This is a genomic window from Pseudomonas sp. FP2338 (genome assembly GCF_030687515.1).
Classification (GTDB): domain Bacteria; phylum Pseudomonadota; class Gammaproteobacteria; order Pseudomonadales; family Pseudomonadaceae; genus Aquipseudomonas; species Aquipseudomonas salomonii.
Genome location: NZ_CP117436.1, coordinates 4,685,366 through 4,700,870, shown reverse-complemented (window position 1 = coordinate 4,700,870; position 15,505 = coordinate 4,685,366). Strand labels below are relative to the sequence as shown.

Sequence of the window (15,505 nt, the reverse complement as noted above, 5' to 3'; positions counted from 1 at the left end):
GAGCTTGCTCCCGCTGGGCTGCGAAGCAGCCCCAAAGCCATTGGAACGATCCTTCACGGTAAATGATCTAGTCTTGGTCACCCAGGGAGAGATCGCCATGTTCCGCTACTTCGAGCAACTCAGTACGCGCATCGCCGCACCGTTCGTGGCCGGATCCTCGCGGGGCAGCAAGGTGTGGCAATGCCGCTGCGGCCAGTCGCTGTTCTTTCGCAACAGCCAGTGCCTGGCCTGTTCTGCGCTGTTGGGCTATCAACCCCAGCAAAGCCGGCTGTCGTCGCTACAGCCCGGCCCAGTCGCTGGTACATGGCTACAGGACGATAATCTCGACGCCGGCGCCTTCCGTCGCTGCGCCAACCTCGACACCCCAGCCGCCTGCAACTGGCTGATTCCGGCCCACAGCACCGCGCCGCTGTGCGTGGCTTGTAGCCTCAACCGCACCATCCCTGACCTGTCGATCCCGGAAAACCCCGAACGCTGGCGCAAAGTCGAAACCGCCAAGCGCCGGTTGGTCGCGCAACTGATCAGCCTGGGCCTGCAAGTGGTGCCCAAAAGTGTTGACGAAGACAGCGGCCTGGCCTTCGATTTCATCGGCATTGACCTTGAAGGCAACGCACCCACCACCGGCCACGCCAATGGCCTGGTTACCCTCGATATCAAGGAAGCCGACGACGCCCACCGCGAGAAAGTCCGTGTGCAAATGCGCGAGCCGTATCGCACGTTACTTGGCCATTTTCGCCACGAAGTCGGCCATTATTACTGGGACCGGCTGATCGCCAACAGCCATTGGCTTGAACCGTTTCGTAGCCTGTTCGGCGACGAGCGCGCCAGTTACGCCGAGGCGCTTGAGCAGCATTACCAAAATGGCCCGCGCCCCGACTGGCAGCAAACCTGCGTCAGCGCCTACGCGACCATGCACCCCTGGGAAGACTGGGCCGAAACCTGGGCTCATTACCTGCACATGATGGACGCCGTCGACACCGCGCTGGGGTTTGGCATGAGCGCCCGCGAGATGGACCTGGATTACCAGCCGTTCCCGCTGACCACGCTCTACGACGCCGAGCACCCTGGCGGCCCGGCCTTCCTGTCGTTCGTCAACGCCTGGATCGAACTGGCCGGCATGCTCAACGAACTGTCACGCAGCATGGGGCAGCCGGATTTTTACCCCTTTGTGTTGCCGCCGGCGGTGATCGCCAAGCTGCACTTCATTCACTTGGTGATTCAGGAGGAGGGCGGCAGGGCCGATGAAGTGGTGCAAGCACAGTAAAGCGCCCGATGTGGGAGTTGGCTTGCCTGCGATTGCGCTGTGTCAGTCAACCAATGCCCCAACTGATACACCGCAATCGCGGGCAAGCCCGGCTCCCACAGGGTTCTGGCAGGTTATCGAGGTTGAGGACAAGTGCTTGAGCCCCTTGATATTTTTAATCCGGAACCAATGGTTGTAACTTCCGATGAGATCGGTACAATGGCGCGGCTTGCCGAGAGGCCAGCGTCGTTATGGTGACCCCATCGGTCCCCCCGCAACGATTACCCGTGAACCTGGTCAGAGCCGGAAGGCAGCAGCCACAGCGGGAACATTGTGTGCCGGGGTGTGGCTGGTGGGGTTGCCTCCATAACGCTCTTCTCTTGCTACGACCCTCCCTGTATCAAATCAAACTCTCTTTTACTCGTTCATCTGGCATTTTTGCGCAGCGATGACGGCTTTGTGCTTGAAAACCTTCAGCGGCCTGCTAGCGTCATTCTTGTAAGCGACCCAGTGCTGGAGTAGTAAAGAAGTGATGGCACTCCTTTGATCAACAAGGATGATTGCCATGTCCAGCCTTCCAGTTTTACCCGCCATTATCAGTGCTTCAGTCGGCACCCCAGGCAAGGCGCAGAACCTGCCTGCTGATGTCCGCTGCATTCAGCACCTGTTTAATCTGATTGAGCCCGCAGTGCCCTTGGTGGAAGACGGCAAGTGCGGCCCGCTGTTGTTGCAGCGCATCAGTGACTACCAGGCGAATCGCCTGAAGGTCAGCAAACCTGATGGTGTGATTGACCCAGGCGGTCGGACGTTCAAGAGCCTGGTCGACGATGCAGCCAAAGCCAATACCGTTGTCCCTGCCGACCCGCCGTTAATCAGCAGGCCCACCTGTGACGGTCAAATCGCCCTGACCGAGGCTGACTTTCAGAACGCGGCCGCAGTGCTGGGCACCGGTATTTCAGTGAATCTGATCAAGGCGTTCGCGACGGTCGAGTCCGGTGGGCGTTCCGGGTTCGGGCCGGCCAGGTTGCCGGTTATCGCCTTCGAGGGCCATATCTTCCGCAAGTACACTCAACAGAAGTACGACAGGGCCTATCCCTTTTTGTCCTACCCCTATCTGGAAAAGGCCGGGCCGCAATGGTGGGTCAATAACAAGGATCAAGCCAAGGCCTGGCAGACACTGGTCGCTGCGTTCACGCTGGACCAGAAGGCAGCGTTGATGTCGGCGTCCTACGGCATGTTTCAGATCATGGGGTTCAACTTCGCCCTGTGTGGTTACAAAAGCGTGTTCGAGTTTGTTACCGCACAGAAACTCAATGCCAGCCAACAATTGATGGCGTTCGTTGGTTTTTGCCGCAAAACCCCTGCGTTGCTCAAAGCCATGAGGAACAAGGACTTCACCGGCATGGCGCGTCATTACAACGGCGCAGACTATGGCGACTACGACCGGCGCATCCGACAAGCCTTCGAGGCGCTGGAACGAAAAAAATAGCCGTACCTGCTGGCTGCCTCACACCGTTGAGGTGGCCTACTGGACAAGCCAAAACCATCTTGTTAGTTTCGCGCAGCCACTTGTTTCAAGTTATGACAAGTGTGTTATGACAAGTGTGCAGCGCTGATATTGAAGTGCTATCACTTCCTTAACTAACAAGGATGTCTGTGATGAAAAGCCTGCCAGGGTTGCCCCGTCTTATCAGTGCTTCAGTGGGCGCGCCGGGTAAAGCGCGCAATTTGCCCGCCGATGTTCAGTGCATTCAGTATTTATTCAATTTGATCATTCCCAAGATGGGCTTTGCGCTGGCCGAAAACGGTAAGTGCGATGGGCAATTGGTGCAGTGCATCAGCCAATATCAGTTCCGGCATCTCAAATATGCGCACCCCGATGGCGTGATCGACCCCACCGGCCGAACCTTCAACAGCCTGATCGAAGAAGCGGTGAAAGTGCCGGTAAAAGCCTTCCCGGCGATGCGCATTCCCAGCTTTCTCAACGCGTTTGGCAATAACGGCGGCGATGCGGTCCAGGCCACGGTCAATGTGTACCTGGAGCGCATGCGCGCCATGATCGAAGCCGAGCGGCGCAACCGGCAGTTGATGCTCCAGGCCACGTGCGATGGCGGCATGACGCTGACCGATACCGACTTTCAGAGCGCTGCCACCCAGTTGGGCAGCGGCATTTCGGTGAATATCATCAAGGCGTTCGCTACGGTCGAATCCGGCGGGCGTTCCGGGTTCGGGCCGGCCAAGTTGCCGGTGATTGCCTTTGAAGGCCACTTGTTTCGCAAGTACACCAAGCACATCTACGACCAGGCGCACCCGCTGCTGTCGTATATCTACGTGAGAAAGGCCGGACCGCAGTGGCAGGTCAATAACAAGGACCAGACCAAGGCCTGGGAGACCATGGCTACCGCGTTTGCACTGGATCAGGAGGCGGCATTGATGTCGGCGTCCTGGGGCATGTTTCAAATAATGGGGTTCAACTACACCTCCTGCGGTTACAAGACGGTGTTTGAATTCGTCGCCGCCCTGAAGATCAATGCCGGTAACCAATTAAAAGCGTTTATCGGTTTTTGCAGCCAGAGCCCGGCCCTGATCAAGGCCATGAAAGATAAAGACTACGTGGCCATGGCGCGTAACTATAACGGTAAGGATTACGGCGACTACGACATCCGTATCAAAAAGGCCTACGAAGCATTGGAAGGGAAGAAATAAGATGAGCCGTTTTCTAGCGATGAGCGTGTTGTCATTTTGCGCCTTGGCGCCAACGTTGGCAGGTGCCGCCGAGCTGCATTCCGGCAAATACGAAGGGCTGATGCTGGCGGTCACGCCTGAGCATCAGGTCGAAGGCTACTACGCAGAAGAGCTGGGCGAGGGCGTGACCCGCAGCTGCACGTTCTACCTGCAAGGCCAGCCTGAAGCGCTCACCACCTGGCTCGACAAGGCTTACCCCGGCAGCGTGGCAGCGTCCTCCGACGGCGTGACCTTGACGGTAGAACAGGGGCGCGAGCATCCCGGTTGCATCAGCGTGCTGATGCCGGAAATCGCCACCGGCCTGGACCTGACCCAAACCGCCAGCAAGCAATGGATCGGCCTGGTGACCGTGACGGCCGACAAGGCTTACCTGCTGAAAGAACCAGGCGCTGAAGCCGCCAAGCGCGCGTATATCGTCAAGGACGATGTGGTCGGCGTGCTGGCGTTCAAGGACGGTTGGGCCAAGGTCGAGTTCACCAATGTCAAAGACCATACCTACACCGGCTGGATCAGCCAAAACCAGTACGCACGCTTGGCTGCGCCGCAAGCCGACTAGCCAAACGTCTCCCGCAGCAGCCCGGCAAACGCATCCCGCGCCAGGTGGCGCTGGGTGTCCGTGTGCCAGAACAGCAGGTTGTCCACGGCCTGCAGCTCATCAAATCGGTAGGACGCCAGTTGATTGGCCTGCTCATAGCGGGCCAGGATGCCTTCCGGCGCCAACGCCACGCCAATCCCCGCACTGACGCAGCCGATGATCGTGCCCCAACTGGCATAGCTGGCGATGCTCGGCTTGAAGGTGTGCGGTTTGATCCAGTTCTCCAGCGCCGCGCGATACGGACAACCGGGCGGCCACACCAGCAAGGTGCGGCCTGCCAAGTCTTCGGCACTGTTGATCGGCGCGCTGGAGGCGCTGGCGATCAGCACCAGGCGTTCGCTGTAGACCACGCTGTGTTCGAGCTTGGCGCGCTTGCCGCCCGAGGCCACCAGTGCCACATCGAGGCGATGGTGTTGCAGGTCGTCGAGCAGTTGCGCCCAGGCGCCGGTGACCAACTCCAGGCTGACATCCGGGTAGCGTCGGTGGTATTCGGCCAGCAGTGGCGGCAGGCGGCCGCTGGCGCTGGATTCCACCGCGCCGATGCGCAAGGTGCCACGCGGAATCGCGTTGGCATCCACTGCGCGTTTGGATTCATCCACCAGGGCCAGGATGCGCTCACAGTAATCGAGGAAGATTTCCCCGGCGGCACTGATGGCCAGCCCACGGCCTGCGCGAATAAACAGCGGCGTGCCCAACTCGCTTTCCAGCTGCTTGATGCGCGTGGTGATGTTGGATGGCACGCAGTGCAATTGCAGCGCGGCCTGGGCCACGCTGCCGGTTTGGGCCACGGCGCGCACCATTTTCAGTTGGGCCAGTTCCATTGCTCAGTTCCAATGATTTCAGAAGTCAGAAACGCTTAATTGTCCTGCGCCTTGCGCGGCTCAAGACTGACGGTATTCCCTCTCAGTATCTGGATGCCGTCGATGAATGCCCCATCACCCGTAAAGCTTACGCTAGTCATCGCTGGCGTGATTCTCTGTTGGGCTTATTCGCCGATTGGCGTGCACATGGGGCTGCACAGCTACAGCCCAGGCCAATTGGCGCTGCTAAGATTTCTGATCGCCTCGGTGTTCATTGGCGGCATCGCCCTGGGGGCAGGCATCGGCCGGCCGCGTGTGCGGGATTTGCCGTGGTTGCTGGTGTTGGGTTTTTTCGGCGTGTTCCTGCACCACACCAGCCTCAACTACGGGCAACAGTGGGTGACGGCGGCAGCATCGAGTGTGCTGGCGCAGTCGGCGCCGCTGTTCAGTGTGGTGATCGCGTTTTTCTGTTTGAAAGAACGGGTCAGCGCCTGGCGTTGGGGCTGCGTCTTGCTCGGCTTGTTCGGTGTGCTGGTGGTGATCTGGGGCGATCATGGCGTCGGTGATATCGACCCGCGCGGCTTGCTGATCCTGCTGGCTGCCGTGTCGTGGAGCGTGTATTTCGCCATCCAGAAGCACTACGCCCATCGCTACAGCCCACTGACCATGGCGTGCTACATGGTGTGGGCGGGCACCTTGATGCTGTGTGTGAACCTGCCGGGCTTGCCGGCTGCCGTGGCCCAGGCGCCGTTGCCGGAGAACCTGTCGGTGCTGGTATTGGGGATTTTCCCCAGCGCCCTGGCGTACCTGGCCTGGGGCTATGTACTCAAACACGTGGACGTCAGCCGCGCCTCGGTGGCGATGTACCTGATACCGCCGGTGGCCATGCTGATGGCTTCGACCCTGCTGGGCGAGCACATTGCCCTGCAAGTGATACTGGGCGCGGTGATCGTGCTGGCCAGTGTCGCCGCCATCAGCCTTGAAGGGCGCTGGCGCTCAATCGCTCAGGCTGAACGCGCGCAGCCGGTGGCCGTCGAGGTCCTCGGCGACAAAGGTGTAGCCGAAGTCCAGGTGGGTCGGTGACTGGATGATGGTCGCGCCGCGTTCTACCCACTGAGCGTGCAGGGCGTCCACGGCGGCTGGGTCAGCCAGCGAAAAACCGAACTCACCGCCGCCGCCGGTGAGGTGGGCCGCAGGCTCCACGGTGTGACGCGACCACAGCCCCAGCTTGACGCCGTTGTCGAGAATGAACAGGGCGAACGTCGGGTTCAGCTCAACCGGCGGCTTGCCCAGCAGGCGACTATAGAAGTTGGCGCTGGTGGCCGGGCTGTCGACGTAGAGCAAAAAGTAATGGGCGACGGTGTGCATGCAGGCTCCTTGAGAACGGGTGGTTAAGGGAGCCCAGTCTATGGCGCGGCACTGTCAGTTCTTGTCAGGAGTGCGCAGCGGCCGCGCATTTTCCCCGGTGTAGAGTTTGATCAGGTCGTCGATCTCGCCCGACATTTTCATCCGCAGCAGCGTGCGCAAGATCCGTTGCACCGGCACGTTCGGGTCATTGCGCACGATGCAGCCCAGGTTTTGCTCGTCGATCACCGCGACGTTGTGCAGCCGCAGGCTTTGGGGCACTTTCAGGTTGAAACGGTCCAGGGTCCATTCGTTGATCACGGCGTATTCGAAGCGCGTGGCCACCAGCTTGTGCAGCACCAACTCCTCGCTGCGCGAATCGTCGCGGGTCAGTTGGCCGCTGGCGAACAGCGGTTCGAGCACGGCGTAGCGGTAGTTGAGCACCGTGCCAATGGCCTGGGGTGCCAACTTGGCCACCTGAACAGGCGGTGCGTGGGCACTGGCCAACACATTGCGCTGCACCATCAAAGGCACGCTCCAGGTGTAGTCGCCGGACAGGTTGCCGAGCCAATCCTGGGCGACATAGCAACGCACATCGACCTCTGCACGTGCCATGGCGCCAGCGAGTCGCGCCCGGGCCAGCACGTGGAACTCGGCCGGGCGCCCGACCTGGGTGGCCAGGCTCAACATCAAGTCATACAAAATGCCCTGGGTGGGCCGGCCACCTTCCAGCTGGGCCATGGGCATTGCCCAGCTGTCGGAAACCGCAAAACGCAACGGTGCGGGCGCCGCCAGGCAAGCAACGGAAATCATCCATAAAGCGCCCAGGACTACGCGCATACACTCTCCGGGTTCAGGCCTTTGAGGGGCCAGTCAGGCAAGCTTAGTCAGATTAGACGAGCGTGCCGGATGCAATTTCCCCCTTGCTCCGCTAGCATTACCGGCTTCCGCTTCCCAGTTGCGACGGTTTTCGATGAGTTATCAGGTTCTTGCACGTAAATGGCGTCCGCGCTCGTTCCGCGAAATGGTCGGCCAGACCCATGTGCTCAAGGCTCTGATCAATGCCTTGGACAGCCAACGTCTGCACCACGCCTACCTGTTCACCGGTACCCGCGGGGTCGGCAAGACCACTATCGCGCGCATTATTGCCAAGTGCCTGAACTGTGAAACCGGTATCACGTCGACACCCTGCGGCACCTGCTCGGTATGCCGCGAGATCGACGAGGGGCGTTTTGTCGACCTGATCGAGATCGACGCCGCGAGCCGCACCAAGGTCGAAGACACCCGCGAGCTGCTCGACAATGTGCAGTACGCGCCGAGCCGTGGGCGCTTCAAGGTCTACCTGATCGACGAAGTGCACATGCTCTCCAGCCATTCCTTCAACGCGCTGTTGAAAACCCTGGAAGAGCCGCCGCCCTACGTTAAGTTCATCCTGGCCACCACCGACCCGCAGAAACTTCCTGCAACGATTTTGTCGCGGTGCCTGCAGTTTTCCCTGAAAAATATGACGCCCGAGCGCGTGGTCGAACATTTGACCCATGTGCTCGGCGTCGAGAATGTACCGTTCGAAGACGACGCGTTGTGGCTGCTTGGCCGCGCTGCCGATGGCTCGATGCGTGATGCCATGAGCCTCACCGACCAGGCCATCGCCTTTGGTGAAGGCAAGGTCATGGCCGCGGATGTGCGCGCCATGCTTGGCACGCTGGACCACGGCCAGGTGTTCGACGTGCTGCATGCGCTGATCGAAGGTGACGCCAAGGCGTTGCTCGAAGCCGTGCGCCATTTGTCGGAGCAAGGCCCGGACTGGAACGGCGTGCTCTCGGAAATCCTCAATGTGCTGCACCGCGTGGCCATCGCCCAGGCGTTGCCCGAAGGTGTCGACAACGGCCATGGCGACCGCGACCGCGTGTTGGCGCTGGCCCAGGCATTGCCGGCCGAAGATGTGCAGTTTTATTACCAGATGGGCCTGATCGGTCGCCGGGATCTGCCTCTGGCGCCAGACCCGCGCGGCGGCTTTGAAATGGTCTTGCTGCGGATGCTGGCCTTCCGGCCCGCCGACTCGGCAGATGCACCGAGACAGCCGCTAAAGCCAGTGGGGATCAGCCAGGCCACAGTTGATTCCGCCAAACCAGTGGCTGGCGCGGCGATAGTCGCGCCAGTAGTTGCTGCACCTGAACCTGCGCCGGTTGCGCCTGCGCCTGCGCCTGTGGTTGCCGCGCCGGTGATCGAGCCCGCGCCGGTGGTTGAGCCTGAACCTGCTCCCGCGCCGGTGGTTGACCTGCCCTGGAACGATCCGGTCGACGCAGAAGCTGAACCTGAGCCTGAACCTGAAGTCGAGCAAGTAGCCGCCGTGGAACCCGTGCTGGAAACCACCGGCGAGCAGCCCGAGCTGACGCCGATGCCCACGCCGACCCCGGACAGCGCGGTGCCGGACGCGCCGGAATGGGTGTCGGCACCGGTTCCCGAGCCGACCGTTGCGCAGGTGGACGCGGCTACGCCGGGTATCGACCTCGATGACGAGCCGCCGCTGGACGAAGATTACATCGAGCCGGACATGGATTCGGCCTACAGCTACCTGGACGACTTGGCCAGCGAGCACACCGCCGAGCCGCCCCCCGAGCCCGAAGCGGAACCCGCTGCCGCCCCGGCCTCCGGCCTGGCATTGCAATGGTTGGAATTGTTTCCTAAATTGCCAATCTCCGGCATGACCGGCAGCATCGCCGCCAACTGCACCTTGATTTCCATCGAGGGCGACCACTGGCTGTTGCACCTGGACCCGGCCCACAGCGCCCTGTTCAACGCGACCCAGCAACGCCGGCTAAACGATGCGCTGAACCAGTACCATGAACGCACGCTGACCATCGCCATCGAACTGATCAAGCCGGAGCAGGAAACCCCGGCCCAGGCGGCGACCCGTAAGCGCATCAACCGTCAGCGTGAGGCCGAAGACTCGATCCATGGCGATCCGCTCATCCAGCAGTTGATGCAACAGTTCGGTGCGGTGGTGCGTCACGATACTATTGAACCTGTCGAAGCCCCGGTGCCCCAAGCGTCATAAAACCGGGCTACTAATTGATTGATCCACGTACTTTGAGGTGATTCCCATGATGAAAGGTGGCATGGCCGGCCTGATGAAGCAGGCGCAGCAGATGCAGGAAAAAATGGCCAAGATGCAGGAAGAACTGGCCAACGCCGAAGTCACCGGTAAAGCCGGTGGTGATATGGTCAGCGTGGTGATGACCGGTCGTCACGACATCAAGCGCGTAAGCATCGACCCAAGCGTGTTGCCAGGCGTGGGCGAAGATGACCTGGAAATGCTCGAAGCGCTGTTCGCCGCGGCCGTCAACGACGCCGTGCGCAAGATCGAAGCCAACAGCCAGGAAAAAATGGGTGGCGTGACTGCCGGCATGCAACTGCCGCCGGGCATGAAGCTGCCGTTCTGATTGTGCAGCGTTAGCTAGACTCAAATGCCAGGCATCGCGCCTGGCATTTTTGTGTGTGGTGTGATCGTTCCTACGCTCTGCGTGGGCATGCCGCCCCAGGACGCTGCGCGTCTAATATGAACCCTGACACGGCACGCAGGGTCTGCACCCTATACCGAAAGATTCGTTAAAGGAGCCCCTCATGCCTCAAGACCCCATTCTTAACCAGCGCATTGTCCTGGTCTCACGCCCGCAAGGCGCGCCGACACCGGAAAACTTTCGCCTGGAACGCGTGAACCTGCCGGAATTGACCGATGGCCAGGTGCTGCTTAAAACCCTGTACCTGTCCCTCGACCCCTACATGCGTGGGCGCATGAGTGACGCGCCGTCCTACGCAGCTCCGGTGGAAATCGACCAAGTGATGACCGGTGGTGCCGTCAGCCGAATCGAACAATCGCGTAACCCGAAGTTCGGTGTAGGTGACCTGGTAGTAGGTTCCACCGGCTGGCAGAGCCATAGCATCTCAGACGGAAACAACCTGATCCCGGTGCCCAAAGGCCTGGCCAGCCCCTCGATGGCACTGGGCGTATTGGGTATGCCCGGCATGACCGCGTACATGGGCCTGATGGATATCGGCCAGCCCAAGGCCGGGGAAACCCTGGTGGTGGCAGCTGCCTCCGGCGCGGTGGGCTCGGTGGTCGGGCAGGTCGCCAAGCTCAAAGGCTTGCGCGTGGTGGGGATTGCCGGCGGTGCGGACAAGTGCCGTTATGTGGTCGACGAGCTGGGTTTTGACGCCTGTATCGACCACAAGAGCGCCGATTTTGCCCAACAGCTGGCGTTGGCCTGTTTCAACGGTGTGGACATCTACTTTGAAAACGTCGGCGGCAAAGTCTTCGACGCCGTGCTGCCGCTGCTCAACCCCAAGGCGCGCATTCCGCTGTGCGGCTTGATCGCCGGCTACAACGCCCATGAAGCGCCCAGCGGCCCAGATCGGTTGCCGGCACTGCAACGCACCTTGTTGACCAAGCGCGTGCGCATCCAGGGCTTTATCGTGTTCGATGACTATGGCGATCGCCAGCCGGAATTCCTCAGCGCCATGGCGCCATGGGTGCGCGACGGCAAGATCAAGTTCCGCGAAGACGTGGTCGATGGCCTGGAACAGGCTCCCGAAGCCTTTATCGGTTTGCTCGAGGGGCGCAACTTCGGCAAGTTGGTGGTGCGCGTCGCGCAGGATTGAGCATTTGACGCTAATCCGAGGCGCGGGTATAAACCGCGTCTCGTTGTTTTGTCGGACCCTTCGCCCATGAGCTTCAGCCCCCTGATTCGCCAACTGATCGACGCCCTGCGCACTTTGCCGGGCGTGGGCCAGAAAACCGCCCAGCGTATGGCGCTGCAACTGCTGGAGCGTGATCGCAGCGGCGGCACGCGGTTGGCCCAGGCCTTGAGCCAGGCCATGACCGGCGTCGGCCACTGCCGCCAGTGCCGCACCTTGACCGAAGAAGATCTGTGCCCGCAATGCGCCGACCCACGCCGCGACGACACGCTGCTGTGTGTGGTGGAAGGGCCGATGGACGTGTACGCCGTCGAGCAGACTGGCTATCGCGGGCGCTACTTCGTGCTCAAGGGGCATCTTTCGCCGCTGGACGGCCTGGGGCCGGAAGCCATCGGCATCCCGCAACTGGTGACACGCATCGAAGAGCAGGGCACGTTTACCGAGGTGATCCTGGCGACCAACCCGACGGTGGAAGGCGAGGCGACCGCGCATTACATCGCCCAATTGCTGACCAACAAAGGCCTGATCACCTCGCGTATCGCCCATGGCGTGCCGTTGGGCGGCGAGCTGGAATTGGTGGATGGCGGCACGTTGGCGCATTCGTTTGCCGGTCGTAAACCGATCGCGCTTTAAATAACCACACTGTTCAAATGTGGGAGCGGGCTTGCTTGCGAATGCGGTGGGTCAGTTAATAAATCTGTGACTGACACTCCGCATTCGCGAGCAAGCCCGCTCCCACAGTAGTTTTGTGTTGTTAGCGCTGTCTTGATAACCAAGCAAGCGCTTGGTAAGTTCTCTCCACCTCACCGTGGAGCTTGCCGATGTCTGCCTATCAGGACTACTTCGACCCCAGCCACCAATTGGTCCGCGACAGCGTGCGCCGTTTTGTCGAGCGCGAGATGTTGCCGGGCATCGAACAATGGGAGGAGGCCGAGGGCTTCCCCCGCGAGCTGTACCTCAAGGCGGGCGCGGCGGGGATCCTGGGCATCGGCTACCCCGAAAGCCTGGGCGGCAGCCACGAAGGCGACGTGTTCGCCAAGGTCGCCGCCAGCGAAGAGTTGATGCGTTGCGGTTCGGGTGGCGTAGTCGCGGGCCTGGGCTCGCTGGATATCGGCCTGCCGCCTGTCGTCAAATGGGCTCGGCCCGAGGTACGTGAGCGGGTTGCGCCTCAAGTGCTGGCCGGTGAAAAGATCATCGCCCTGGCCGTCACCGAACCCGGTGGCGGCTCCGATGTGGCCAACTTGCAAACCCGCGCTGTTCGAGAGGGTGACTTTTATCGCGTCAGCGGCAGCAAAACCTTTATCACCAGCGGCATCCGCGCCGACTTTTACACCGTTGCCGTACGCACCGGCGGGCCGGGCTTCGGCGGCATCAGCCTGTTGCTGATCGAAAAACACACGCCAGGTTTCACCGTCGGCCAACCGTTGAAGAAAATGGGCTGGTGGGCGTCGGACACGGCTGAGCTGTTCTTCGACGATTGCCGAGTCCCCGCAGGCAACTTGATCGGCGTCGAGAACATGGGCTTTGCCTGCATCATGGGCAACTTTCAGAGCGAACGCCTGGCGCTGGCGCTGATGGCGAACATGACCGCGCAGTTGGCCCTGGAAGAAAGTCTCAAGTGGGCGAGCCAGCGCGAAGCCTTCGGCAAACCCATCGGCAAATTCCAGGTGCTCAAGCATCGGCTGGCGGAAATGGCCACCGCAGTGGAAGTCTCCCGAGAGTTCACCTATTGCCAGGCGGCGAAGATGGCGGCCGGCAAGAGTGTGATCAAGGAGATTTCCATGGCCAAGAACCTGGCCACTGATACGGCGGATCGGGTGACCTATGACGCGGTGCAGATACTGGGTGGGCAGGGTTATATGCGTGGCAGTCTGGTGGAACGGCTGTATCGGGATAACCGCATTCTGTCGATTGGCGGTGGTACCCGTGAGGTGATGAACGAAATTATCAGCAAGCAGATGGGGCTTTGATTAGTGGTGTTCTTCCGGGCGCTATCGCAGGCAAGCCAGCTCCCACAATGGAATGCGATCACCTGTGGGAGCTGGCTTGCCTGCGATAGCGCCGGCCCAGGCAGCGATTAAACTTCGGTCAACCCAAACTGCGTCAGGCAGAACGTCGCAATACCCATATCCTGCAGGCGTTGCGAGCCACCCAGCTCCGGCAGGTCAATGATCGCCGCCGCTTCGAAGATTTTCGCGCCCATACGGCGCACCAGGTTTGCCGCGGCAATCAAGGTGCCGCCGGTGGCGATCAGGTCATCGAACATCAGCACCGAGTCGCCGTCGCACAGGCTGTCGGCGTGCACTTCGAGGAAGGCCTCGCCGTATTCGGTCTGGTAACCCTCGGCCAGCACGTCAGCCGGCAGCTTGCCCTGTTTGCGGAACAGGATCAGCGGTTTGTTCAACTGGTAGGCGATGATCGAGCCGATCAGGAAGCCACGGGCATCCATCGCGCCGATGTGGGTAAAGTCGGCCTCGACATAACGCTGGGCAAAGCTGTCGGCCACCAGGCGCAGGGCGCGGGGCGATTGGAACAGCGGGGTAATATCACGAAAGATCACCCCAGGCTTGGGGAAGTCGATGACGGGGCGGATCAGGGATTTGATGTCGAACGAATCGAAGGTCATCGTCGAAGAGTCCTGGGAGCGGAAAACGGACTCGAAGTATACCTGCGGCCTTGCCGATTGGCGCGGCCGCAAGCGTGCGCTTCAGACTTCCAGCGAGCCCCCGGCCAGCGCGCAGAGCTGGATCGGGTCGAGGATATGCACTTCCTTGCCTTCGGCGGCAATCAGCTCGTTTTGCTGGAAACGGGTAAACACGCGGGACACGGTTTCCACCGCCAGGCCCAGGTAATTGCCGATTTCATTGCGCGACATGCTCAGGCGGAACTGGTTGGCCGAGAACCCACGGGCACGGAAGCGCGCCGACAGGTTGACCAAAAACGTGGCAATGCGCTCGTCGGCGGTTTTCTTCGACAGCAGCAACATCATCTGTTGGTCGTCACGGATCTCGCGGCTCATCACCCGCATCAACTGGCGGCGCAGTTGCGGCAGCTGCAGGGCCAATTCATCCAGGCGCTCGAAAGGGATTTCGCACACCGAGGTCGTCTCCAGGGCCTGGGCCGACACCGGGTGAATCTCGGTGTCCATGCCAGACAACCCGACCAGTTCGCTGGGCAGGTGGAAGCCGGTGATCTGCTCCTCGCCGCCGTCGCTCAGGCTGAAGGTCTTCAGCGCGCCGGAACGTACTGCATAGACAGAATCGAATTTGTCACCCTGGCGAAACAGAAACTCGCCTTTTTTCAGCGGGCGACCGCGTTTAACGATTTCGTCCAGCGCTTCCATGTCTTCCAAATTCAACGAAAGTGGCAGGCAGAGGGGGGCCAGGCTGCAATCCTTGCAGTGAGCCTGGCTGTGAGCGCGCAGTTTAACTGGCTCGGACATTTCTTAAATCCTTGTGGGAAAACACACATAAGACGTAAGGGTAACGCACCGAGGGTGGCTGAGGCCAGCGTGTACAAAAAAGCAGCAACGGTATAAAGCTATTTGTATCGGTGCCGATACACAGGTGTCTCTCTATGAGCTGGAGCTCAGATCATGTCAGTCAACACTGTCTCAAACCCATCGATCAACGTTGCAGCGTTATCGGTCTGGAAGGCCGCCGATGCGGCCAAGGATAAAGACGCCGCGCCCAAGGCCGCCACCGAGGCCAAGCCCGCTGAACCTAATGCGGCTGAAGGCGTGAAGGTGGTCATTTCCGGCGCGGGGATGGGCATGGCTTCGGCTGAGAAATCCTCCAATAGCGATATTGATGAAAGCAATCTGAAAGACAACATCAAACAATTGCTGAAGATGATCCGCGAGCTGAAAAAGCAGCTTGCCGAAAAGATGGCTCAGCTCTCGGCAGCCATGAATGACACCACGTTGTCCCCGGAAGCACGCCAAGCCAAAGTGGCAGGTTTGCAGGGCGACGTGGCGACGATACAGGCCGGTTTAATGACCGCCCAAACACAACTGGCCAAATCGCTGAAAGATGAGCCGCCTGAAGCTCAGATGGAAGCCATGAGCTTGATGGCGAAATAAAG

At 60.5% G+C, this 15,505-nt stretch carries 16 protein-coding genes and 1 other RNA gene; 12 read left to right on the top strand and 5 right to left on the bottom strand.

Translation table 11 applies throughout. The features are described from left to right. The first annotated feature begins 97 nt into the window (after positions 1–97). From PSH96_RS21210 to PSH96_RS21190, 5 genes are all read left to right on the top strand, one after another. A complete protein-coding gene (locus PSH96_RS21210) occupies positions 98–1,264 on the top strand; it encodes a putative zinc-binding metallopeptidase (protein WP_305454882.1) in 1,167 nt (388 codons plus the stop codon). A 240-nt stretch (positions 1,265–1,504) separates the two neighbouring features. Next, positions 1,505–1,601, top strand: an RNA gene (gene ffs / locus PSH96_RS21205) — signal recognition particle sRNA small type. 207 nt (positions 1,602–1,808) lie between these two features. Continuing rightward, complete coding sequence (locus PSH96_RS21200) at positions 1,809–2,732, top strand: N-acetylmuramidase family protein (RefSeq protein ID WP_305454881.1); 924 nt, start codon at positions 1,809–1,811, stop codon at positions 2,730–2,732. Between the two features lie 170 nt (positions 2,733–2,902). Then, positions 2,903–3,949: an N-acetylmuramidase family protein gene (locus PSH96_RS21195; protein WP_305454880.1), complete on the top strand. Its 1,047-nt coding sequence runs from the start codon at positions 2,903–2,905 to the stop codon at positions 3,947–3,949. A gap of 1 nt (position 3,950) precedes the next feature. Next, positions 3,951–4,544, top strand: a complete 594-nt coding sequence (locus tag PSH96_RS21190; protein ID WP_305454879.1) for a hypothetical protein — start codon at positions 3,951–3,953, stop codon at positions 4,542–4,544. On the opposite strand, the gene PSH96_RS21185 is transcribed toward PSH96_RS21190, so the two are convergent. After that, positions 4,541–5,404 carry a LysR family transcriptional regulator gene (locus tag PSH96_RS21185; protein ID WP_305454878.1) on the bottom strand — a complete coding sequence of 288 codons (864 nt, stop codon included), beginning with the start codon at positions 5,402–5,404 and terminating at the stop codon, positions 4,541–4,543. The genes PSH96_RS21190 and PSH96_RS21185 overlap by 4 nt on opposite strands. A 102-nt stretch (positions 5,405–5,506) precedes the next feature. On the opposite strand from PSH96_RS21185, the gene PSH96_RS21180 reads away from it, so the two are divergent. Next, the gene (locus PSH96_RS21180; protein WP_305454877.1) at positions 5,507–6,466 is read left to right on the top strand and encodes a DMT family transporter; all 960 of its coding nucleotides are present in this window, start codon (positions 5,507–5,509) and stop codon (positions 6,464–6,466) included. Here PSH96_RS21180 and PSH96_RS21175 read toward each other — a convergent pair. After that, complete coding sequence (locus tag PSH96_RS21175) at positions 6,380–6,751, bottom strand: VOC family protein (protein ID WP_305454876.1); 372 nt, start codon at positions 6,749–6,751, stop codon at positions 6,380–6,382. The two genes, PSH96_RS21180 and PSH96_RS21175, sit on opposite strands and share 87 nt — an antisense overlap. Before the next feature lie 54 nt (positions 6,752–6,805). Beyond that, positions 6,806–7,567, bottom strand: a complete 762-nt coding sequence (locus PSH96_RS21170; protein WP_305454875.1) for an amino acid ABC transporter substrate-binding protein — start codon at positions 7,565–7,567, stop codon at positions 6,806–6,808. A gap of 133 nt (positions 7,568–7,700) precedes the next feature. Here PSH96_RS21170 and dnaX point away from each other — a divergent pair, with 133 nt between their 5' ends. From dnaX to PSH96_RS21145, 5 genes are all read left to right on the top strand, one after another. Further along, complete coding sequence (gene dnaX, locus PSH96_RS21165; RefSeq protein ID WP_305454874.1) at positions 7,701–9,785, top strand: DNA polymerase III subunit gamma/tau; 2,085 nt, start codon at positions 7,701–7,703, stop codon at positions 9,783–9,785. Between the two features lie 46 nt (positions 9,786–9,831). After that, positions 9,832–10,170, top strand: coding sequence for a YbaB/EbfC family nucleoid-associated protein (locus PSH96_RS21160; RefSeq protein WP_003175481.1), 339 nt, complete (start codon positions 9,832–9,834; stop codon positions 10,168–10,170). Between the two features lie 181 nt (positions 10,171–10,351). Then, the gene (locus tag PSH96_RS21155; RefSeq protein WP_305454873.1) at positions 10,352–11,386 is read left to right on the top strand and encodes an NADP-dependent oxidoreductase; all 1,035 of its coding nucleotides are present in this window, start codon (positions 10,352–10,354) and stop codon (positions 11,384–11,386) included. Positions 11,387–11,452: 66 nt separating this feature from the next. Next, complete coding sequence (recR, locus tag PSH96_RS21150; protein ID WP_017134798.1) at positions 11,453–12,055, top strand: recombination mediator RecR; 603 nt, start codon at positions 11,453–11,455, stop codon at positions 12,053–12,055. Between the two features lie 188 nt (positions 12,056–12,243). Next, positions 12,244–13,392 (top strand): acyl-CoA dehydrogenase family protein, encoded by a 1,149-nt coding sequence (locus tag PSH96_RS21145; protein ID WP_305454872.1) that lies wholly within the window; start codon positions 12,244–12,246, stop codon positions 13,390–13,392. A 107-nt stretch (positions 13,393–13,499) separates the two neighbouring features. On the opposite strand, the gene PSH96_RS21140 is transcribed toward PSH96_RS21145, so the two are convergent. Both PSH96_RS21140 and fnr read right to left on the bottom strand, forming a co-directional pair. Beyond that, positions 13,500–14,048, bottom strand: a complete 549-nt coding sequence (locus PSH96_RS21140; protein ID WP_056861532.1) for an adenine phosphoribosyltransferase — start codon at positions 14,046–14,048, stop codon at positions 13,500–13,502. Positions 14,049–14,129: 81 nt separating this feature from the next. Further along, complete coding sequence (gene fnr / locus PSH96_RS21135; protein WP_056861531.1) at positions 14,130–14,864, bottom strand: fumarate/nitrate reduction transcriptional regulator Fnr; 735 nt, start codon at positions 14,862–14,864, stop codon at positions 14,130–14,132. Positions 14,865–15,017: 153 nt separating this feature from the next. Here fnr and PSH96_RS21130 point away from each other — a divergent pair, with 153 nt between their 5' ends. Beyond that, complete coding sequence (locus tag PSH96_RS21130) at positions 15,018–15,503, top strand: hypothetical protein (RefSeq protein ID WP_305454871.1); 486 nt, start codon at positions 15,018–15,020, stop codon at positions 15,501–15,503. Positions 15,504–15,505: the final 2 nt, after the last annotated feature.